We start from the raw sequence: 20,653 nt of genomic DNA, 5'->3' as shown, positions 1-20,653 counted from the left end.
TAGCCTTACCATTTTCATGGTAGGGCTATTATTCAATTAAAAATAGTGTTCCTCGATATCAGATGGAAGCGCTAAGGTATCTATTGGCGGGATATCGACCTGAGTACCGCCTGTATTATCTATTGGCCTTACAGTTGCATCGGGCAAATCGGAATAAATAGTAAGATTACCTTTAACCTGTGCCTGATTTCCTGCCTGATCATATACATTAACTTCATAGTCATGCACACCTTCAGCTAATGGGTTCAATACCGATATTTCCCATTGACCCAGTTTATTCGCTTTTTGTTCATAGGTATGATTATCAATGGTTAAAAATACATGAGTGTCTGGCTCCGTTGTCCCACTGAATTTTGGCGTATTTACATTGGTTATATCATCGCCTTTTTCACCAGAGTCAGTCATAACATCTAAGCCACTAACAAGCTCAGGGGCTTTGGTATCAATAGTCACCTTTCCTGATTGCTGTGCCTGATTACCCGCTTTGTCATATGCATTAATTTCATAGTCATGCACACCTTCAGCTAATGGGTTCAATACCGATATTTCCCATTGACCCAGTTTATTCGCTTTTTGTTCATAGGTATGATTATCAATGGTTAAAAATACCTGAGTGTCTGGCTCCGTTGTCCCACTGAATTTTGGCGTATTAATATTAGTTATATCATCGCCTTTTTCGCCAGAGTCAGTCATAACATCTAAGTGACCAACAAGCTCAGGGGCTTTAGTATCAATCGTCATTTGCCCTGTAAGCGCCTGCCTATTTCCCACGGCATCTTTAACTTCAATACGATAATCATAGGTTTTATCAATCAAGGCATCAGTAACAGATATCGCCCATTTTCCTTTTTCATCCGCCACCCCTTGATAGATTTTACCGTCAATTTCAAGCGCAATAACTGCCTCAGCCTCTGTCACCCCACTAAATTTTGGCTTATTGATATTCGTTATATTATCGCCCTTGTGGCTTGAGTCAGTGGTGTTATTTAGCCCCCCTAAAATTTCTGGCGCTTGAGTATCAACAGTAATTTTTCCGGTTAAATTGTCTGTCCCTAAGTTCCCCGCAATGTCAGTTACCCTTATATGATAATCATGTGTCCCATCGATTAGTGGTTCTGTTAACGTAAAGCTCCACTCCCCTTGTTTATCAACAAGGATATTCGTGTAGATCTCTTGACCAACTGTGATTTCCAAATAAGTGCTAGGCTCTGCAATCCCAGCAAAAGTCGGCCTCGTCATACTGGTTAAAATATTCTGTTTAGTGCTGGAGTCTGTAGGGTCCACCACACCACCAATAAGGTAGTCAGGTGCTAATGTATCAATAACCAATTGCCCAGAAACTTGTCCTTTAATACCTTTAATATTATCAATCGCAAAAATGACATAATCATGAAGACCGTCACTCAATTCAGTATCTACCTGGATCGTCCACTCTCCTTTCTCATTGGCGGTAGTTTCAAAAATTGATGTAACTTTATTATCAAACACTAATCGAATTGTCGCATTTGGTTCGGTAATTCCGCTAAATGTAGGCTTATTTACATTGGTGCAGTCATCGCCCTGAATACCTGAGTCTGAATCTTCTTCTAATTCCCCACTCACTGAGGCGACTGTTTTCACAATAAAGTTACCAGAAACTTTGTTCTGGTTTATTTGTCCAAGCACATCCACTGCTTCTATTTCATAGAAATGCACGCCATCAGCAAGTGCTTCATTATCAGGCAATTTAATCTGCCAATTACCATCATAATCAGCGGTAGTACGATATATATTTCCATTGATCGTCAAGCGTACTTCCGAATTAGCTTTGGTTGTTCCATTAAATGTTGGTTGGTTAACATGAATAGTGCCGCCATTTGATGATTGTTCGTCTAATACCGCATTCAATACTGGCGGGGTAATGTCATATACCAAATCAAACTCAAACTGCGTTTCACGATTAGCTAAATCCTTTGCCGTAACCGATAATTGAATTTTTTCACCATCCTTAATACCTACAGGAACAACATCACTAGGTAATTTCAGCTGCCAACTCCCCTGATTATTTGCCTTTGTCGTACCAAGTGTTTTTCCATTTATGTCTTTGATGGTAACTAGGCTTGCGACGCTTGTAGTCCCCGTGAGTGTTAAATCATTTTGGTTGAAAAGTAATTTGCCATCTTTCTCAGAAATTAATTGTTTATCATTCACACCAAATTCAATACTTGGGGCAGTCTTACCGGATTCATCACTGAGCACTTTAATAATTACTTCATGCTCAGTTTTATTACCCGCGATATCAAATGCAGTTATTTTTGCCACATGCTCGCCGTCAGGTAATGCCAGCTCATTAGCAAAAACTGTTTTAGAGCCATTATATTTAGTTTTTAGCTTATTATGTCGAGTCGTTTTTCCATTCACGTTTATCAAGTAATAATCCATATTTCCATTATAAGTGAAAACCAATTTAGGATTGGTTACATTCGCAACTTGTGTACCCGCATGAAGTTGCTCCTCAGCAACCTGAAAATGATTAAATATGGGTGCCTTAGTGAGGATATTAAGTGTTGTTTGCCCAACTGAAACTGTACCATCGTCTTGGATAAAACTAATATGGTAAGCGCCATCCCCTTTAATCGGTACTTCGAAGCGCCACTCTCCCTGATCATTGGCTTGAATAGGATAACTATTACCATTTACTTTGGCTGAGATCGTGCCACCGGCTGTTATTTTGCCTTTATAAACGGGTTTTTTATGATTGGTATAGTGGTTACCGATTTGGCCAGAATCTGTATCTGGGTCAAGGTAAAACTTGAAATCACTGATAAATACAGAAGAAGATACTTCCCTTACCGAACCATAAACATCTTTAAATGTGAGAGTATAGGGGACTTCTCCTAAAGGAAGCTGGACATCGTCGGGGACTTTGAAATTCCATGAGCTTCTGCTTTTACCAAAAGCTATTGAATAAGTTTTTCCACCAATAAAAATGGTCCCTGCAAGCTCATCTCTATCCGACGAACCTACAATCTTTCCCTGTAACTTTGGGGAACGACTTGAGCTTAGTGAGTTATCAACTTCCCCAGTACTACTCGACTCTGCCGCAACTTGAAATGCCACATTTAAAACGCAATCCTTTATTTGAATCCCTTTTTCTTCAATCACCTTTTCTGTCGTCAACCCAGCTGGAGACGTTGCAATTAATACCAAATTATCAAGGTCATAACGGCGATCCACTTTAAGAAAACCTGGCGGTAAGCTAAAAGACCAATTTCCATTTTTATCAATGTCTGAGATGGAGAAAATATGCTCATCCTTCTTACTCAGTCTAAACTTAAATTGTAAACTTGAACCAGGGGTTACTTTTCCTTGAAAAGTCGCCATCAAATCATTAGTCGATTTCTCACCATAAAATTTACCTTTATTCCAAGGTGAAGCCAGAGCAGCATCGGTAATCTCCGGTTTACTCGAATTAATCGTCAGTGTATCTATTTTTTCAAATTGATTATTTGCTGTATCCGTAACAACGATTTTATAATCACCAATAAAATCTTTTGGTAATTCATTGGGTAAAGATAAACTCCAAAAGCCGTTGTTATCAACAACTGTCGAAACCGACTCATTATTTAGTTCCAGAGTGATTTCACTCCCCGGCTCACTTTTTCCTGTAAATACAGGTTTACGATGTGCAGTAATAAAGTTTCCTTTGGTTCCAGTATCCGTTTCTGTACTTAGTTCAATTGTGGATACAGGAGCAGTAGTATCTATAAAAATATTCCCAGAAATATCCTTTGTTTGCCCATTTATTGGGTGTTCCGCCGTCACAAGATACTGGCAATTCCCTTCCGCGAGCTCTTTAACTTGGATTTCCCAATTTCCAGTGACTTTATCTGCCAATGTAGAGAAACTTTCATTCCCAATTGTCAGTCTAACTTTAGCCCCCACCGTGGCGTTCCCAGTAAATTTAGGCGCTTTAATATTAGTGATATAGTCACCTTGCTTTCCACTATCATACGCAGCATCTAATGTGGCGGTTAAAGTCGGGGGGTGAATGTCTCCAGATCCTACTGATGAGGGCAGGTATGTAAAACTCTGACTAATTGTCTCTTTGTTACCAGCAGCGTCCTCTGCGATGACCTTGTAGTGATTATCCTTGCCTTCATTCGCATCAACATCAAAAATCAGAGACCATTTTCCTTGGCTATCGGCGTAAGCCGTTTTAATTTGTCCTTTAAACTCAGCGGTAATTTTACTTTCGGGGTCAGCTTCTCCACTAATTTGTGGTCGTTTTAAGTAGGTTATCAACGCATTCGAATTGTCTTGGCTCGCAGGGTCTAAGTGTGCAATCAGCGTGATATTGCTATCCACGGTAAACTGCCCGCTGGACATCCCGATATTTCCGACAGTATCGGTCACACTCACTTGATAATCATACTCACCGTCTTGATTGACTGCGGGTAATGCCACTTGCCACTGCCCGTCTTTATCGGCAAGGGTGCTGTACTCCTGCCCCGCAAACTGGATCACCACCGCCGATTGCGGTTTGGTTATTCCTTCCAGTGTGACCGCTTGGTGCTGCGTAAGATTGTCCCCTTTGGCGCCGGAATCGCTGCTTTCGGTGAGCTTCGCAGTCGCAGCCGGTAGCGTCGTGTCGACCCATACCGTCTCGCTGATTTTCTCGCTATTTCCCGCAATATCGGTGACCTGCACCTTGAGCAAGTGGCTTCCGGACGCGAGTGCCGAGGTGACCATAATCGACCAAGCGCCCTGTGCATCGGCCACCGTTGAGTAAATTTCCCCACTCAGTGAAACCTGTATCGTCGCGTGGGGCTCGGATTGTCCGGATAATGTCGGGAGCGGTTGGTTAGTCATCAAATCAGACTGGTTATTGAGTTGTAACGTCGTGGGTTGCAATGTGGTTTTTATCTGCACGGACTCTGTAACCACCGTGCTATTGCCTGCCACATCCGTGGCTTTCACCGTATAATCATAAGTGCCATCCGTGAGTGTTTGCTGTACGACGATAGTCCAATCCCCATCGCTATCCGCTGTCGTGACCACGGGTTGTCCGCCAATCGTCAACTCGACACGGCTTCCCGCTTCCGCCTTGCCTGAAAAATGCGGACGCGACTCTTGAGTGATATGGTCGCCAACCTTGCCACTATCAGACAGTGTATCAAGGTGGACCGATAGGCTATCCACCTGAGTATCAACAATAAACTGCCCGCTGGACATCCCGATATTTCCGACAGTATCGGTCACACTCACTTGATAATCATACTCACCGTCTTGATTGACTGCGGGTAATGCCACTTGCCACTGCCCGTCTTTATCGGCAAGGGTGCTGTACTCCTGCCCCGCAAACTGGACCACCACCGCCGATTGCGGTTTGGTTATCCCTTCCAGTGTGACCGCTTGGTGCTGCGTAAGATTGTCCCCTTTGGCGCCGGAATCGCTGCTTTCGGTGAGCTTCGCAGTCGCAGCCGGTAGCGTCGTGTCGACCCATACCGTCTCGCTGATTTTCTCGCTATTTCCCGCAATATCGGTGACCTGCACCTTGAGCAAGTGGCTTCCCGACGCGAGCGGCGAGGTGATCATAATCGACCAAGCGCCCTGTGCATCGGCCACCGTTGAGTAAATTTCCCCACTCAGTGAAACCTGTATCGTCGCGTGGGGCTCGGATTGCCCGGATAATGTCGGGAGCGGTTGGTTAGTCATCAAATCAGACTGGTTATTGAGTTGTAACGTCGTGGGTTGCAATGTGGTTTTTATCTGCACGGACTCTGTAACCACGGTGCTATTACCTGCCACATCCGTGGCTTTCACCGTATAATCATAGGTGCCGTCGGCGAGTACATTTTGTGTCACCACCGACCAAGCCCCATGGCTATCCGCTGTCGTGACCACGGGTTGTCCGCCAATCGTCAACTCGACACGGCTTCCCGCTTCCGCCTTGCCTGAAAAATGCGGACGCGACTCTTGAGTGATATGGTCGCCAACCTTGCCACTATCAGACAGTGTATCAAGGTGGACCGATAGGCTATCCACCTGAGTATCCACAGTGAATTGTCCATTGGACATCCCGATATTTCCGACAGTATCGGTCACACTCACTTGATAATCATACTCACCGTCTTGATTGACTGCGGGTAATGCCACTTGCCACTGCCCGTCTTTATCGACAAGGGTGCTGTACTCCTGCCCCGCAAACTGGATCACCACCGTCGATTGCGGTTTGGTTATCCCTTCCAGGGTGACCGCTTGGTGCTGCGTAAGATTGTCCCCTTTGGCGCCGGAATCGCTGCTTTCGGTGAGCTTCGCAGTCGCAGCTGGTAGCGTCGTGTCGACTAACAAGCTTTGGATAAAAACCCCCTGATTTCCTACGCTATCTGTTACCTTAACATTTAATATATGTGAGCCATCAGCTAAGTTATCACTGATAGTGAGTGACCAATCACCCTGTTCATTCGCCTTAGTGAAGTACTCTTTTCCAGCTACCTTAACGATGACATTGGAATTCGAATCTGTTTTTCCCGTAAGCGTTGGCTTTACTTTGCTGGTCAAAAAAACCGTTGAGTTATCAAGCAGTACACTAGCATCTGGTTTTGATGTTTTGATAGTAACGCTCTCAGTGATGATTTTTTGGTTACCAGCAGGATCCACGGCAGTGACTTGGAAGTTTGATACTCCATCGGCCAATGGTTTCTCGACTGTTATTCGCCACGTACCTTTATCATCAGCAATTGCCGATAATGTTTGTCCTGCAATCGTTAGCGTTACCGTACTACCAGCTTCAGCTTTCCCTATAAAAGTAGGAACTTGCTTGTTAGTTAGTCTCTCCGCCGACGTTTCGGTATCCGAATGCCCATCAAGGCTAACAGAGAGATTATCAAGCTGAGTGTCGACTTCAAATTGGCCATTCACCGTCACAGGCTTACCTTCACCGGAAAAAGCAACTAATGAATATTCATATACTTTATCTTCTAACGGTTCAGTGATTTTTAATGACCACTTTCCATCTTTATCCGCTGTGATCGAATATTTGTTATCATTAATCGTTAGATAACCCTGACTATCAGGAGAGATAACCCCAGTAAATATTGGTGTATTAATATTCGTAATATTATCCCCCCTTTTCCCTGAGTCGGATTCTTCGCTTAATTTTCCTTGAATAAAAACCTGTGTTATAGGTTTAGCTGTCTGGGAAGGTGCTAATGGTTTATTTGCAGGCTGAGAGGGTGATGAAGAACTTATTGGCATAACAACGGGTGCAGATGGTGAAGGAAAAGTTAAGTTGCTGTCTTCGACTTGTGCTTTCTCTGCTTTATTTTTTTGATTTAGCTGGTTTTTCGCTTCTGTGAGCTTTGTTAATGACGAACTTAGTAATACCTCTTTTTCATCTTTCTCAGAAGACAAGGTCTGAAGCGCCTTTTCTAATTGTTGGTTTTTTTGATTTAACTCCGCCAGTTTTTCACTGAAACTTTGTTTATCGTCTTGTCGGTTATCATATTGCTGTTCCTCACCTTCAATTTGCTCATTATTCTTTTTTGAGGCTTGGCTATCAGTATATTCAATGATGTCACTCGTCAATTGCTCTTTGATATAAATAGCATCAGCACCGACATTTAATGTTATTGATGATAGAATTTCATCTTGTGAAAGAATCTCGCCCTGCTCAGTCAATAATGTCATATTTCCTAAAATAACTTCAGACAGCCCATTTTTAATGTTCTCAATAGAACCATCTGGCTTAGTTACAATTAAATCAAGCCCTTGAACTTTAAACTTTTGGATTTCTATGCTTTTTAATTTATCTGTGATAGTTTTATCTGTCATGTTCTATATCATTATATTAATAAATGGGGTTATCAGCTATATACCCATAAGCTGCCGTTAATGAAACCGATTATATCCATTTAATTAAAAATAAAACGTCATTTAAGATAATGTGGTCTGACAATCTTTTTTTTTGAGCTCCAATTCCAGTGAGTTCATTTCAATAGCGATTATAATATAATCCTGAATTAATAAAATTGTTTCTAAAATAAAAGAATTAGATATGGAAGAAAATGATGATAACTCTGATGAAGAACTAGCCCCAATGGTTGATGGGTTAAGTGGAACACTATGTATAATTATTTTAGTTTCTATGGTGTTTATTTTCAGCGGAATGAAAACTGCAGAAACCCATATTAATTATGGACAATTAAAATTTGAAAAAATACAAATAGATATCCAAAATAAACGTCTTTATTTTAAAGGTGGAATTCATTTATCAAGCAATGAAACCTCTTTAATCAAACAAGAAATAGTTAAAAATAAAAGTAATAAAATTATTATCAGTGGTTACATCAATGATAAAATCAGCCACAGTAAAGAAAAAAACACCTACAACCTTCTTTATATGGCATCACTAATTAAGAGTCTGGGAATTAATAAAGAAATTGTTCTAAAACAAGGAACAAGTGAATATTGCCCAGGTTGGAACTCATGCATTTATTGGGATTACAAATAACATGTATTATCTTGGATTATTTTTTTATGCCGCAACGTTTCTCGCTTGTTTTTTATTACAATCGGTACGTGAAATGGTTCAGCAATGTCTATTACTTGCCCCTGAAATCAGCTACACCATGATTGGGATTTATATTTATCCTTTAGTTATATTTTTATTTCATCGATTATTTAATAAAAATAAAAAAAGCAATTATACATTACTCTCAAACCAAACGAAATTATCTGCATCCGTTACTGTGTCATTAGGATTAATAGGAACATTTATTGGATTAACAGGGATGATCACCGCAATATCAGCATCACTTGGAGGAGAAGGTGATGTCTCAGAAAAAATGAACGCCATGATCTCATCTATCTCAATGGCACTTAATTCAATGTCCTTTGCATTCTTAACCTCTATTCTTGGGGTTTCTATTTCAGTTTTACTGTTAGTGAGTTTGAATTTCTTTCATTTCTTTTACCAAAAAGAAAATAAAAAAACTCAACAACAATCTGCAAACTACTCAGAAGAACTTAATCATATTCAAGAAACCCTGAACACATTACAGAAAGTGAATATCAATATAGCGCAAAAAATGATTTCCGTGACCGAAAGCAATGAGCTAGCAACTGATATTTCCTCACATCTTCTGGCTTTATCCTCCACAGCACAAGAACACTTAGAGGTTTTACAATCAATAAAAGAAGCTGACGATGACTGGAAAAGAAAATTAGCCGTCTACTTATTAGAAGAAAAAATAAGCAAAAACAATCAGAATGAAAAAATTTCAGAAGAAATATTAAAAATAGATCAAACTACACAATGGCTAAAAGAAAATACCATTGAGAGCAGAAAAAAACTATTAACTTTATTATCAATGGAGTAAGCACATGCGTCCTATCACCTTAGGTTTATTATTAACATTATCACTACCAACTTGTAGCTTAGCCAATCAAGATGTAGAAAACTTCCAAACATTTATTGGCCGAGTATTAAAAAACTCCAATCCAGTTCAAATAAAAGCGTTAGAATTAGAAGCTGAAAACCTCAGAGCAAAACAAACAGATTATTATTATCTACCAAAAATATCCGCTTCAGGAAAAATAAAAAGCCATGATGGCAGCACTAACAGTAATATTACTGCCAGTTCATTGATCTATGACACTACGTTAAGTCACCGGTTTAATGAAAAAAATTTAAAATTAAAAATATCAGCACTTTCACTAAACAAGGAAAAAGAAGAACTTTACACCTCGACAACTAACAACTTAATTGGTATTTATTATCTCAATGAGCTAACAAAAACAACAGCTGATTTAAATAGCAATGCTAAAAGTATTTTCAAACTTATTACTCATCGCTATAAAAGTGGCATAGCAAAATACAGTGATGTTGAACAAGCTTCTTTATTGATGCAGAGGATTGAAACAGAGCTACAAAATATAGAAAAAGAGATTGAGCAATATAAGTCTAATATTGAGCTTTTATCAGGCATTACCTTTCCTTCTAAAGGTGTAACGGTTCCAAAAAATCTATTAAAAAAATTACAAGAAACTATTATTGATAGTGAAAATGCACAACAGAATAGCGAATATAACTTGCTACGTATGCAAGCTGATGCAATGAAAGAAAATGCTTATCAACAAAATCCCTTCTTAAATGTTAATCTTATCGCCGAAGAACGATTTATTGATCAAGTTAGAAGTCGTAACGAGTCTTATATGGGAATGGAGGTTAAATTAAATATCTTTGACCTTGATAAAGTTCTGAATGAAAAATCTCAACTGAAACTGTATGAAGCAACAAAAGGAAAAGCTGATTATAAATATAAAGAATCCACAGCTAAAATTAAAAATTTAAAATTAATCGCTAATTCAAATTCGACTGAACTTACAGGGCTACATGAACAACGTAAGACCATGCGCTCAATAATTAAAAGCCAACAAAGGGAATATGAAATATCACAATCTTCTTTCTATGAAATGGTGAACACACTATTTGATATGTTAACAATGGAAAGGCGCATTGCTGAATTAATGATTGCTGATATGAAAAACAAAATGGAATATATCCAATTAACAGGGAAGTTAGCTGAAATTGAAACGTTATCTAAATAAACTGAACCGGGCACCTAAAAAATTAAAAATATTTCTAGGTATCACGTCATTATTTATCGGTTATATTATATTAGCTAAAATAGAAATATCCTCTCCAGGAGAGGGGATTATCTCAGGAGTCTCCAATCGACTAGAAATAGTGAGCCCGGCTTCTGGATTTATTAATCAGTTCGCTATTAAAACTGGTGATAAGGTAGAAAAAGACCAAGTTTTATTTTCCTATACTAATTTAGATGTCTTTCATCAAGAAAAAACCTTATCCGGCCTCGTTACTTTTGCTAATGAACGCATCAATGAATTAGAAGAAAACAAAAAACTGTTAAATAAAATCCTTGATGGAAGCATAAATACGGAATCTGAATATTTTTTCTTTGCAAAGGGCTTACAAAGTAAAACTTTAAGTGCCTATAGAGAACTCTATGGTCATATTCTCTTACGCATGGAGATAAGTAATTTACGAGATAAATATATCTCACAAATTAAAGAGTCTAGCGAACTAGAAAATCAAATTAACATACTGAAAAAGAAGGACTTATTATTAAAAAACGCAAGAGCTCCTGAAATTGAAAAACTCAATAATAATGCTGAAATCAGCCGCACCACCGCGCTAATAGCATCAGGTGAATTAAATGCTCAAGGGTTATTGCGAGAAATCTCACTGCAAGAAAAGAAGTATACCGCACGACTTATCGGGGAAATACAAGAAAATGAAACTTTACTTAATCGACTAAAAAAAGAGAAATTAGAAAACAGTGGTCAGATGGAATTACTGCGCAATAAAATAAGAGCGAATAGTGTGTTATCACCAGCAGACGGGATTGTATTAAGTATCGAAAAAGATTTAGAGAAAGGTTCGTATGTTGAAGCCTCAAATTTAGTGATGGTGATTAAAAAACAGCAAAGTACGCGGGTTATTGAAGGTAAAATATTAGCGAAGTATCGCCCTTTTATAGCGCCACAGCTACCAGCCAAAATTGTGGTGAACTCCCCTGGGTTTAAAAAAATCATTAACGGGAAAGTTACAAAAATCAGCGCTGATTCCTTTAGTGATAGGGAGCGGAACAGTCAAGAACGCTATTATTCAGTACAAATTACACCAGAACAAAATACGGAGCTCCTTCCAGAACATGACGGTTTGCCAGTGATGCTCTATATCTCTAGTAAAGAGATTTCAGTACTTCATTATTTAACCGCATTAATTAGCGATAACATTATATTTAACGTTTGGTGACTTATGCTAGGTTTTATTTCTGCATTATCTGCTGCTGTTGCAACTATGACATTACTTATGGCTGTGCTCTTAGCTAATGTGTTATCAAGCACAATGGCTGCTGAAAAAAATAAAGGCAAGGCGGCATTGATAGGAATTGATAACCACAATACCGAAGCGTCTTCATCTATAAATACCGATAGTAATAATGACAATAAAAATGGCAATGGCAATGGCAATGGCAATGGCAATAACATCATGACATCGTTAATGTTTAGCCATGACACCTTAAAACTAATTGATCATAAAAAGGTTAAATCTATTGATGTTTATTGCAGTTATGGAAATAACATATCTTTTGACGCAGCAATGACCTATACCATCTATAACACGGTATTAATTAAAAAAAACACGCCTAATGTACACATTAAAGCCTTAAAACCTATTGAGGATAATCAAGGGGTTAACGCTTGCTTCCTAAAGAGTGAAGAAAATGAAAGAAAGTAGTTTCCATGATGTTATTAATCAATACTTTAAGATATTAGGAGAACCATTTTCCTCTCCAGCACTCTCTTATGATAATAAATATATCTTAAATAATATAAATGAATTTATTAATAATGATTTTTTCACTTATCAATACACTTCTATTTCAGATTTTAATGAAAAAAAGCTACCAGCTCTCTTTATTATGGAGATAGCAGATGGGAAATATATTATCATCAAAAATCATAGAGGCCAGCTAACTAATCTAACAACCGACATAGCAATAACACAACAACTAATTGAAAATAAACATTTGTTTTCATTTCCTGCAAGTGAAAACACACTCAATGAAGAGAGCATATATAAATCACTGATTAAGTTAACACCAAAATCTAGCTTATTGTCATTACCTTTAATTGTATTCGCACTATTATTACCTTTATATTCAAATCTTTTTAACTCCCGCTTAGTTTATAGTGAATCTATAAGCTCACTTTTATATATTAGTTTTATTTTCATTGTCGTTATTGGCTTAGAGTTTTTTATTAAACACATTATTCATGAACAGAACACAAAAAAAATAAAGCTTAACATCAGTACTTTTAATCGCTATTTTATTAATTTATTAAAACAATCTAGTTGTAAAAGTGCCTCAATTAAAGTGAGAACAGCAGAAGCATCAATCTTACAAGTTTGGGAAATTAAGCCTCAAATTATTTATGATGTCGGGTTAGCCATTTTATTTTCATTTTGCATTTTTGGTATGTTAGGTTTTTATTCATTATTGCTATTGAGCTATTACGCTGGGCTTATCTTTTTATGCCTACACATCCGCTTTCTTTCCTATAAAAATATGCTCCGAGCGAATACCTTAAACTATGAAAAATCAGCCATGTACTACTCATTGGAACAAAAAAAACATGAGCTTTGTTTTGCCAGAGATAACCATTTTAAACAGTACATCAGTATAAAAACTAATGAAGATGAAAAAATAAAATTAAAACTAAATGAGGCCAATCACCATTGGATGGAAATTATCAAAGTAAATACGTTTTTATCTATGATAGTAATGTACGTAGCTAGCTATTTGGCTATTGGTGAAGGCAGTCTAAGCTTGGCTTCTGTTATCGCCGTGATGATCATTAATAGTCGACTTTCTGGTGCAATTACAAGTGCCATTAATCGCTTATTTATGGTGAAAACACATCTATTTCATATCAAATCCAGTATTGATCAGTTAAAAAACAACCCACTTATCCATTTCAAAGCAGATGGTATAACAACAGATTCAATAAAACATTTTAGTGCAAAAAATCTTAGCGTTAGCATTAATGGTAAAACCATTATTAATCAGCTTGATGTTGAAGCCAAACCCGGCGATGTTATTGGTATTACTGGTATTTCAGGCGTAGGAAAGACATCACTAATGAAAGCATTATGTGGGATTTCAGAATACTCATCAGGGGATATTACAATCAATGGTATTGGTATCGATGAAATTTCCCAATGCTTTTTAACAGAAAAAATTGCCTACCATAATGGTATTTCAACATTTATTCATGGCAGTATTCGTGATAATTTTAATTTCTACGGTGTATTCGATAACAATACAATTGTTCACCTTACCAAATTATGTTGCCCATCCTTACTGATTAGTAAGGAAACCTTAGACGATACACTCATCACCGATATCGCCGCATCTACAGGGGAAAAACAAAAGTTACAGCTCGCTCTGACTCTGATAAAACAACCTGAAATGATATTCTTAGACGAATCGACATCATTTATGGCGACCTCTGATGCACTCTCATTCTTACAATTAATGAGGCAAGAGTTTGAATTAGATAAATCAATTATTTTCTTTTCTACTCACGACTTAGGACTAACCTCATTTTTTACAAAGCATATTGCATTATCACCGGGTCATGCTAAACACATTAATTCGCCACAACACCATAATAAAATTATCATCCCTAAAATTAGCCTAAGCTAAATAAGCAAAACGCCCACTTAATAGCGGGCGTTTTAATTCAATACATTTAGCTCTGATGTATTTTCATAAAATACATTACAAGAACATGAAGAACACCATACCGACAATTGCCCCTGTCGTACCAAGGATAGTTTCCATTACCGTCCATGTTTTTAGCGTTTGCGCTTCTGTCGCACCAGTGAATTTTCCATATAACCAGAAACCAGAGTCATTCACGTGGCTTAAGATCAATGAACCGCCAGAAATACAGATAGCTAATGCTGCCAGCTGTGCTCCTGAGTAACCTAACTCACTGATAACAGGTAGCACTAAACCTACCGCTGTTAAACATGCAACCGTTGCAGAACCTTGAATGACACGCACTGCACCCGCTAATACAAAGCAAGCAACAGCAATTGGTAAACCAGCACCAATTAAAGAGTCACCTAGTGCAGGGCCTACACCTGAATCCACTAAAATTTGTTTGAATACGCCACCAGCACCCGTCACAAGTAAAATGATCCCAGCAGGTTGAATCGCTGCGGAACAAATCGCCATGACTTTTTCTTTATCCATACCATAACGGAAACCTAGGCCATAAATCGCCAGTAAACACGCTAACAGTAATGCGGTGAAAGGGTGACCGATAAACTCTAACCAATGCTCAAGGGGGGTTCCTTTTTCAACTAAATGCGTTCCGATTGTTTTTAAACCCACTAATACCAACGGGAAAAGCACTAAACACAAGCTAAATCCAAAGCTTGGCATTTTGCCATGTTCTGTATTTGGCGCTTGATAATCTGCTGGAATATCAATATGAACAAAGTTACTGATAAACTTACCAAATAATGGCCCTGCTAAAATCATACCTGGGATAGCAGCACACAAACCAATTAAAATCATCCAGCCATAGTCTGCCCCCATTTGTGATGCAACTAGCATTGGTGTTGGCCCCGGTAATAAAAACGCTGCCGCAGCGGCTACCCCAGCAAATAATGGAATAGCAAGGCGAACAACGTTATGGCCTGTGCGGTTCGCTACCGCAAACACCACACCAATTAACAAGACAATAGCCACATCAAAGAAGAGTGGTAGCGCACAAATCAGCCCTGCGACACCCACTGCATAGTGAGCATTCTTTTCACCGAATAGGTTAAGTAGCTTATTCGCAATCTGATCTAATGCCCCTGTTTCATGTAAAATTTTACCGAACATTGCCCCAAGAGCGACTACGATAGCAAGAAAACCTAAGGTTCCCGCCATTCCTTTTTGCATGGTTTCCGTGATCTGTTGTACTGGCATACCTGAAAATAAACCGGCACCAATAGAAACAATCATGAGTGCAACAAAAGCATGTAAACGAGCATACATCACTAAAAAAAGTAGTAAAACGACAGAGCCGACTGCCGTCAGCACGAGCGTTAACGTGCTTAATGTTTCTGGGGTATTCATTAGTTATCTCCAGCGACAATCTTACGAATAGTAGAACACGTATTTTCAATCACGTTTTCTAAGGATGGGCGAATATCAACAACCTGCACATCAGGTTCATCCGCGCCAGGTTCTTGTAAGGCATCAAATTGCGATTTCAGCATTTCAGGCTTAAAGAAATGCCCTTTACGTGCTTTCAATCTTTCTTCAATAACAACCGCATCACCTTTTAGGTAAATAAAATAGAGGTTGTGGTTCCCCTCTCTTAAGATATCACGATAGCTTTTTTTCAGTGCAGAGCTAACTACCAGCGATATCTTATTAGTTCTTTGCATTGCAAAAATGGCATTATTTAGTGCGACTAACCAAGGTTTACGGTCGTCATCATTTAATGCATGACCAGATGCCATTTTTAAAATATTTGATTTAGGGTGAAGAAAGTCACCATCAAGGAAAGCAGCTTGTAGTTGCTGTGCAACACCGGTAGCAACAGCAGACTTACCACTACCCGATACCCCCATTAGTACAAATGTATAGTTTTGTTTTTGGGTATCATTCATAGGAAACTCCTCAGATATTCACTATTGTCCTGGCTTTAGTTAAAAACCGGCTTTTGTTACCGGTAACAAGTTACGGGTAACATTATCATCAGTGCGGATTTATTTGGCAATCAAATTGGTGAAGAAGAAAACAGATCTGTGATGATACTCTCAAACTGACTTCAGAAGAGGCAGGTGAAAGACAAAGCAAAACTCGCAATCAATATAGAAACAAAAAACAAAAAGTATATTTAAACTTTATTACTCCCCTTAAAGCATTCCTCTAAATAGTTCGTGTTGTCGCTAGGCGCCAAGCGAGTCAAGCCCTAGGAGCATACATAAGTATGTGACTAGGGTTGGCGAGTACAGGCAACAACGCGACAGCGCGAAGTATGACGAGGAATAATTAGATACTTTCGCCAGTAAGGACACAAAACCCCACATCAAAATGCGTATCCGTTAGCTTCTTACCCGACATTCTTGCCAACAAGACTTCTGCCGCCTTACGCCCCATTTGGTCTCTTGGCGTCAAAATACTCGCCAGTTTTGGCGTCATCACTTGCCCTACGTCGTGACCATGGAAACCTGAAATAGCAAGGTCTTGCGGAATTTGAATCCCTAAACGTTGGCATTCAAAAATAGCCCCTATCGCTAAGTCATCATTGGTACAGAATAAACCGTCGGTATCTGGGTACTTATCACGGCAGTCGTGCAGTAGTTGGGCACCTAGCGAATACGATGAGCTAGCCTGCGTCATCACATTACGTGGTTCAAGATTAGCATCGAGCATTGCCTGTTCATAACCTTTCAAGCGGATAAAAGTACGTTCATCATGTCTTGCGCCTAAGTACACAACCTTACGGCAGCCACGCTCAATCATCGCCCGAGTCATTTGGCGAGACGCTTCAAAGTTATCAATACCAACTGCAATATCTAGGCAAGGAGAAACGCTATCCATAATCTCAACAACGGGGATCCCCGCGGTTTTCAACATGCGCAGCGTTCGTTCAGTGTGTGTTCGTTCGGCTAAAATCACGCCATCAATATTATAAGAAAGTAGTGAAGTCAGCCGCTCTTCTTCTTTTTCGGGCTGATAACCATAGTGAGCGAGCATGGTTTGGTAGCCATGGCGGTCTGTCACGGCTTCAATTCCACGAATCACTTCGGCAAAAACTTGGTTAGTTAATGAAGGAAGCAACACCCCAATAGCATGGCTAGTTGAATTCGATAAAATATCGGGCGCCTTATTTGGAATATATCCGGAAGCCTCCACAGCTTGGGCGATTTTCTCACGTAAAGCTTCTGAAACCTGATCTGGGTTTCGTAGAAAACGGCTCACCGTCATTTTTGTGACGCCAACTTGGTCGGCAACATCCTGTAGAGAAGGTCTTTTTTTCTTCATAAGTTCAAAGCGATATCCAATTCGTTAACGATAACCATGTTCTGCTATCTGTTAATGGATAGCAATCTTTGTTACTGATTTACATCACATAAATGTCGAATTTTCCGAACAATGCGATTTTTATAGTTGACTCTCTATCATGACTCCGCTAATTTTCGCGTTATATAATTATTATTATAACGAATAGATGAAATTAGACTATGGCGATCAATCGTAGGCAGTTCCTTAAATCAAGTGCAGTACTTGCTGCTTTTTACAGTTTGCCGAGCTTCGCACAAACTCGTCCAGCAGTTGAAAAAGCTTTATTTGGTCATCTTCCGACGCCAAAGGATATTCAACGCGTCATCAGCTCTGGCCCCCCTTCTGATCTATTGATGTTCGCATTAGCCCCCGAAAAAATGGTGGGATTTTCCTCAATTTCACTGAAAAAAGGACACAGTGGCCTTTTTGCAGCGCAATGGCTCGAATTACCCGTATATGGTCGTTTAGCAGGTCGAGGCAGTACGCTTTCCTTGGAACAGCTTCTATCCTATAACCCAGATTTAATTATTGATACTGGTAATATTAATGATACCTATCTTTCACAAGCAGAAAAGGTTGCCCAACAAACCCATGTACCTTATTTATTAATGGCTGGAGGGTTAAAAGATGCGCCACAACAGCTTATGCAACTCGGTGAGGTTTTAGGCGTTATCCCACAAGCTCAAAAGTTAGGCCAACTTGCTCAACGCTATATTGATGATGCTGCCTTATTTGCTCATCAAAACCAACAGAAATCACTAAGTTTTTACCTCGCGAGAGGAGCAAAAGGTTTAGAAACCGGCGCTAAAGGCTCAATTCATACTGAAGCCATTGAAATGCTTGGTTTGCGTAATGTAGTTGATATCCCTAACTTCCATGGACTGACAACGGTTTCTATGGAGCAATTATATCAATGGAACCCTGACATCATTATAACGCAATATGACGAAGCCATTGAATTGATCACAAACTCTGCATTATGGAAAGGGCTAGATGCCATTACTAACAACCAGTTACTGGTTTTCAGCGGTATGCCATTTGGCTGGTTAGATGGGCCTCCGGGAGTTAACCGCTTACTCGGCATGAGACGGCTACAGAGCCATTTCGATAAGAGTATTGCCGAAAATATCAAGCATGATATTGCTGAATTTTTTACCCATTTTTACCATTCTCCACTGACTTTAGAGCAGATTGATTGGCTCATGGAAAAATCATGAATGGTGTATTGAAACAAGGCGGAAAATCCCTTTTATTAATCGTTATTTTATTAATAAGCTTTATTATCGCCTTGATAAGTGGTAAGTACTCACTTACGCTAAATGAGCTTTATCACCTGCTCACTAGTCAGTTACCTTCTCACAGCGAGTTGAGTAATCCGCGGCATGAAACCGTTTTCTGGCAAATACGATTCCCGCGCACATTAGCCGCTATTGTTATTGGTGGAGGACTGGCTATTGCAGGTGCTGCTTATCAGGGAATGTTCCGTAACCCATTGGTTTCACCAGATATTTTAGGGGTTTCAGCGGGTGCTGGCGTGGGGGCTGTTATCGGTATTTTTTTTGGGCAATCATTATTTTACATTCAGCTAAGTGCATTTATTGGTGGCCTAATTACCGTTACTTTAGTGTGCTTTATTGCCCGACTAGCGCGTCAACATGACCCCATTTTATCTTTGGTTCTTGTCGGTGTCGCTATCAGTGCGTTATGTGGTTCAGCAATTTCATTGATGAAAATTCTTGCAGACCCTTACACCCAGTTGCCTTCCATCACTTTTTGGCTCTTAGGCGGGTTATCATCAATTACCCAAGCAGATTTAATGTCAGTATTACCTCTGATGGTTATCGGTATTATTCCGCTATTATTATTGCGCTGGCGCATGAATTTACTCAGCTTATCTGATGAAGAAGCTAAAAGCCTTGGGATCAATGTCAGTTTAACTCGAGCTATCTTTATTATTTGTGCAACACTGCTCACGGCAAGCGCTGTTTCTATTGCTGGAATTATTGGTTGGATAGGCTTGATTGTGCCACATATTACCCGAATGATAGTGGGTGCTAACTTTCGCTATCAGCTCCCTGCATCACTGGCAATTGGAGCTATTTTATTACTCATTACTGATACCTTAGCACGTACTATCGCCGCGATTGAATTACCCATAGGCATTTTAACCTCTGCAATCGGTGCGCCCTTCTTTTTAGCTATTTTATTGCAGACAAGGCGGGTGAAATGAGCATTGTATCTTTGCAAGAGGTCGCAATTGGTTATCATGGCACAGCTATCATTGATGGCATTAATCTTTCATTACCTAAGGGGGAGATTAGCTGCTTATTAGGTGCAAATGGCTGCGGTAAAACCACCTTAATGAAAACTTTACTGGGGTTATTACCTGCAATTAAAGGCGAGATCCTACTCAATGGGCAAGGAATTCAAACTTTTAAACCACGCGAAATAGCCAAAACTGTCGCCTATGTTCCCCAAGCCCATGATACCCCCTTTACTTTCACTGTAGTCGATATGGTCATGATGGGCTTAACTCCCCATATTTCATTATTTTCAGTCCCTAAAGAGACCGAAAAAAATTTAGCATATCAACAACTAAAGCACCTTGGCATTTCACATTTGGCAACACGGCTATACAGCACGCTTAGTGGCGGAGAAAAACAGTTAGTATTGATAGCAAGGGCTTTAATACAAAAACCATTACTTCTAATTATGGATGAGCCTGCCGCTAGCCTTGATTTTGGTAACCAAATTCGCTTGCTTGAGCAAATTGAAAAGCTTAAATCCCATGGTATGACGATATTGATGTCAACCCATCACCCACAACATGCCGCTGCTATCGCTGATAATGTTATTTTGCTCGATAAGCACCACAAAGCGAGGCAAGGGTCATCTAAATGTATGTTAACACTTACTAACTTAGCAGCCCTCTATAATGTGGATAAACACAGCATTCAATCTCACTTTCAGCTTCCATCAACATTTTCTAGTTAAGGTCA

Annotated in this window: 13 protein-coding genes; 9 read left to right on the top strand and 4 right to left on the bottom strand. The window is 39.3% G+C overall.

Features of this window, described 5'->3' with window-relative positions:
- Positions 1-36: 36 nt before the first annotated feature.
- Positions 37-7,815, bottom strand: a complete 7,779-nt coding sequence (locus tag FVA72_RS02330) for an Ig-like domain-containing protein (protein WP_137018869.1) — start codon at positions 7,813-7,815, stop codon at positions 37-39.
- 223 nt (positions 7,816-8,038) lie between these two features.
- On the opposite strand from FVA72_RS02330, the gene FVA72_RS02325 reads away from it, so the two are divergent.
- Genes FVA72_RS02325 through FVA72_RS02300 form a run of 6 tightly spaced genes read left to right on the top strand, consistent with a single transcriptional unit; the run spans position 8,039 to position 14,282 of the window.
- A complete protein-coding gene (locus FVA72_RS02325; protein WP_110592519.1) occupies positions 8,039-8,494 on the top strand; it encodes a hypothetical protein in 456 nt (151 codons plus the stop codon).
- Positions 8,445-9,362 carry a hypothetical protein gene (locus FVA72_RS02320; protein WP_243154730.1) on the top strand — a complete coding sequence of 306 codons (918 nt, stop codon included), beginning with the start codon at positions 8,445-8,447 and terminating at the stop codon, positions 9,360-9,362. Before FVA72_RS02325 ends, FVA72_RS02320 begins: the two co-directional genes overlap by 50 nt.
- A 4-nt stretch (positions 9,363-9,366) precedes the next feature.
- On the top strand, positions 9,367-10,593 hold the full coding sequence (locus FVA72_RS02315; protein ID WP_004261227.1) for a TolC family protein: 1,227 nt from the start codon (positions 9,367-9,369) through the stop codon (positions 10,591-10,593).
- Positions 10,574-11,824, top strand: coding sequence for an HlyD family efflux transporter periplasmic adaptor subunit (locus FVA72_RS21925; protein ID WP_110592521.1), 1,251 nt, complete (start codon positions 10,574-10,576; stop codon positions 11,822-11,824). Before FVA72_RS02315 ends, FVA72_RS21925 begins: the two co-directional genes overlap by 20 nt.
- Before the next feature lie 3 nt (positions 11,825-11,827).
- On the top strand, positions 11,828-12,310 hold the full coding sequence (locus FVA72_RS21920; protein ID WP_110592522.1) for a hypothetical protein: 483 nt from the start codon (positions 11,828-11,830) through the stop codon (positions 12,308-12,310).
- On the top strand, positions 12,297-14,282 hold the full coding sequence (locus FVA72_RS02300; RefSeq protein ID WP_110592523.1) for an ATP-binding cassette domain-containing protein: 1,986 nt from the start codon (positions 12,297-12,299) through the stop codon (positions 14,280-14,282). The genes FVA72_RS21920 and FVA72_RS02300 overlap by 14 nt, the downstream gene beginning before the upstream one ends.
- Positions 14,283-14,357: 75 nt before the next feature.
- On the opposite strand, the gene gntU is transcribed toward FVA72_RS02300, so the two are convergent.
- From gntU to gntR, 3 genes are all read right to left on the bottom strand, one after another.
- Positions 14,358-15,713 (bottom strand): gluconate transporter, encoded by a 1,356-nt coding sequence (gene gntU, locus FVA72_RS02295; RefSeq protein ID WP_004261235.1) that lies wholly within the window; start codon positions 15,711-15,713, stop codon positions 14,358-14,360.
- Positions 15,713-16,252, bottom strand: a complete 540-nt coding sequence (gene gntK, locus FVA72_RS02290; RefSeq protein WP_094962846.1) for a gluconokinase — start codon at positions 16,250-16,252, stop codon at positions 15,713-15,715. Before gntK ends, gntU begins: the two co-directional genes overlap by 1 nt.
- Positions 16,253-16,637: 385 nt before the next feature.
- Positions 16,638-17,633, bottom strand: a complete 996-nt coding sequence (gene gntR, locus FVA72_RS02285; protein ID WP_110592524.1) for a gluconate operon transcriptional repressor GntR — start codon at positions 17,631-17,633, stop codon at positions 16,638-16,640.
- 200 nt (positions 17,634-17,833) lie between these two features.
- On the opposite strand from gntR, the gene FVA72_RS02280 reads away from it, so the two are divergent.
- The 3 genes from FVA72_RS02280 to FVA72_RS02270 are packed head-to-tail and all read left to right on the top strand — an operon-like array spanning position 17,834 to position 20,648.
- Positions 17,834-18,871: an ABC transporter substrate-binding protein gene (locus tag FVA72_RS02280; RefSeq protein WP_110592525.1), complete on the top strand. Its 1,038-nt coding sequence runs from the start codon at positions 17,834-17,836 to the stop codon at positions 18,869-18,871.
- Positions 18,868-19,884, top strand: coding sequence for a FecCD family ABC transporter permease (locus tag FVA72_RS02275; protein ID WP_165119638.1), 1,017 nt, complete (start codon positions 18,868-18,870; stop codon positions 19,882-19,884). Before FVA72_RS02280 ends, FVA72_RS02275 begins: the two co-directional genes overlap by 4 nt.
- A complete protein-coding gene (locus FVA72_RS02270) occupies positions 19,881-20,648 on the top strand; it encodes an ABC transporter ATP-binding protein (protein ID WP_110592526.1) in 768 nt (255 codons plus the stop codon). Before FVA72_RS02275 ends, FVA72_RS02270 begins: the two co-directional genes overlap by 4 nt.
- Positions 20,649-20,653: the final 5 nt, after the last annotated feature.

Origin of the sequence: Providencia sp. PROV061 (assembly GCF_011045655.1) — a bacterium.
Lineage (GTDB): Bacteria > Pseudomonadota > Gammaproteobacteria > Enterobacterales > Enterobacteriaceae > Providencia > Providencia hangzhouensis.
The sequence above is the reverse complement of the archived record's forward strand: the minus strand, read 5'-3'. Positions and strand labels throughout refer to the sequence as shown.

Coding starts and splice junctions, on each gene's coding strand:
- FVA72_RS02330 (WP_137018869.1), bottom strand. CDS start 7,815: ATGACAGATAAAACTATCACAGATAAATTAAAAAGCATAGAAATCCAA.
- FVA72_RS02325 (WP_110592519.1), top strand. CDS start 8,039: ATGGAAGAAAATGATGATAACTCTGATGAAGAACTAGCCCCAATGGTT.
- FVA72_RS02315 (WP_004261227.1), top strand. CDS start 9,367: ATGCGTCCTATCACCTTAGGTTTATTATTAACATTATCACTACCAACT.
- FVA72_RS21920 (WP_110592522.1), top strand. CDS start 11,828: ATGCTAGGTTTTATTTCTGCATTATCTGCTGCTGTTGCAACTATGACA.
- FVA72_RS02300 (WP_110592523.1), top strand. CDS start 12,297: ATGAAAGAAAGTAGTTTCCATGATGTTATTAATCAATACTTTAAGATA.
- gntU (WP_004261235.1), bottom strand. CDS start 15,713: ATGAATACCCCAGAAACATTAAGCACGTTAACGCTCGTGCTGACGGCA.
- gntK (WP_094962846.1), bottom strand. CDS start 16,252: ATGAATGATACCCAAAAACAAAACTATACATTTGTACTAATGGGGGTA.
- gntR (WP_110592524.1), bottom strand. CDS start 17,633: ATGAAGAAAAAAAGACCTTCTCTACAGGATGTTGCCGACCAAGTTGGC.
- FVA72_RS02280 (WP_110592525.1), top strand. CDS start 17,834: ATGGCGATCAATCGTAGGCAGTTCCTTAAATCAAGTGCAGTACTTGCT.
- FVA72_RS02275 (WP_165119638.1), top strand. CDS start 18,868: ATGAATGGTGTATTGAAACAAGGCGGAAAATCCCTTTTATTAATCGTT.
- FVA72_RS02270 (WP_110592526.1), top strand. CDS start 19,881: ATGAGCATTGTATCTTTGCAAGAGGTCGCAATTGGTTATCATGGCACA.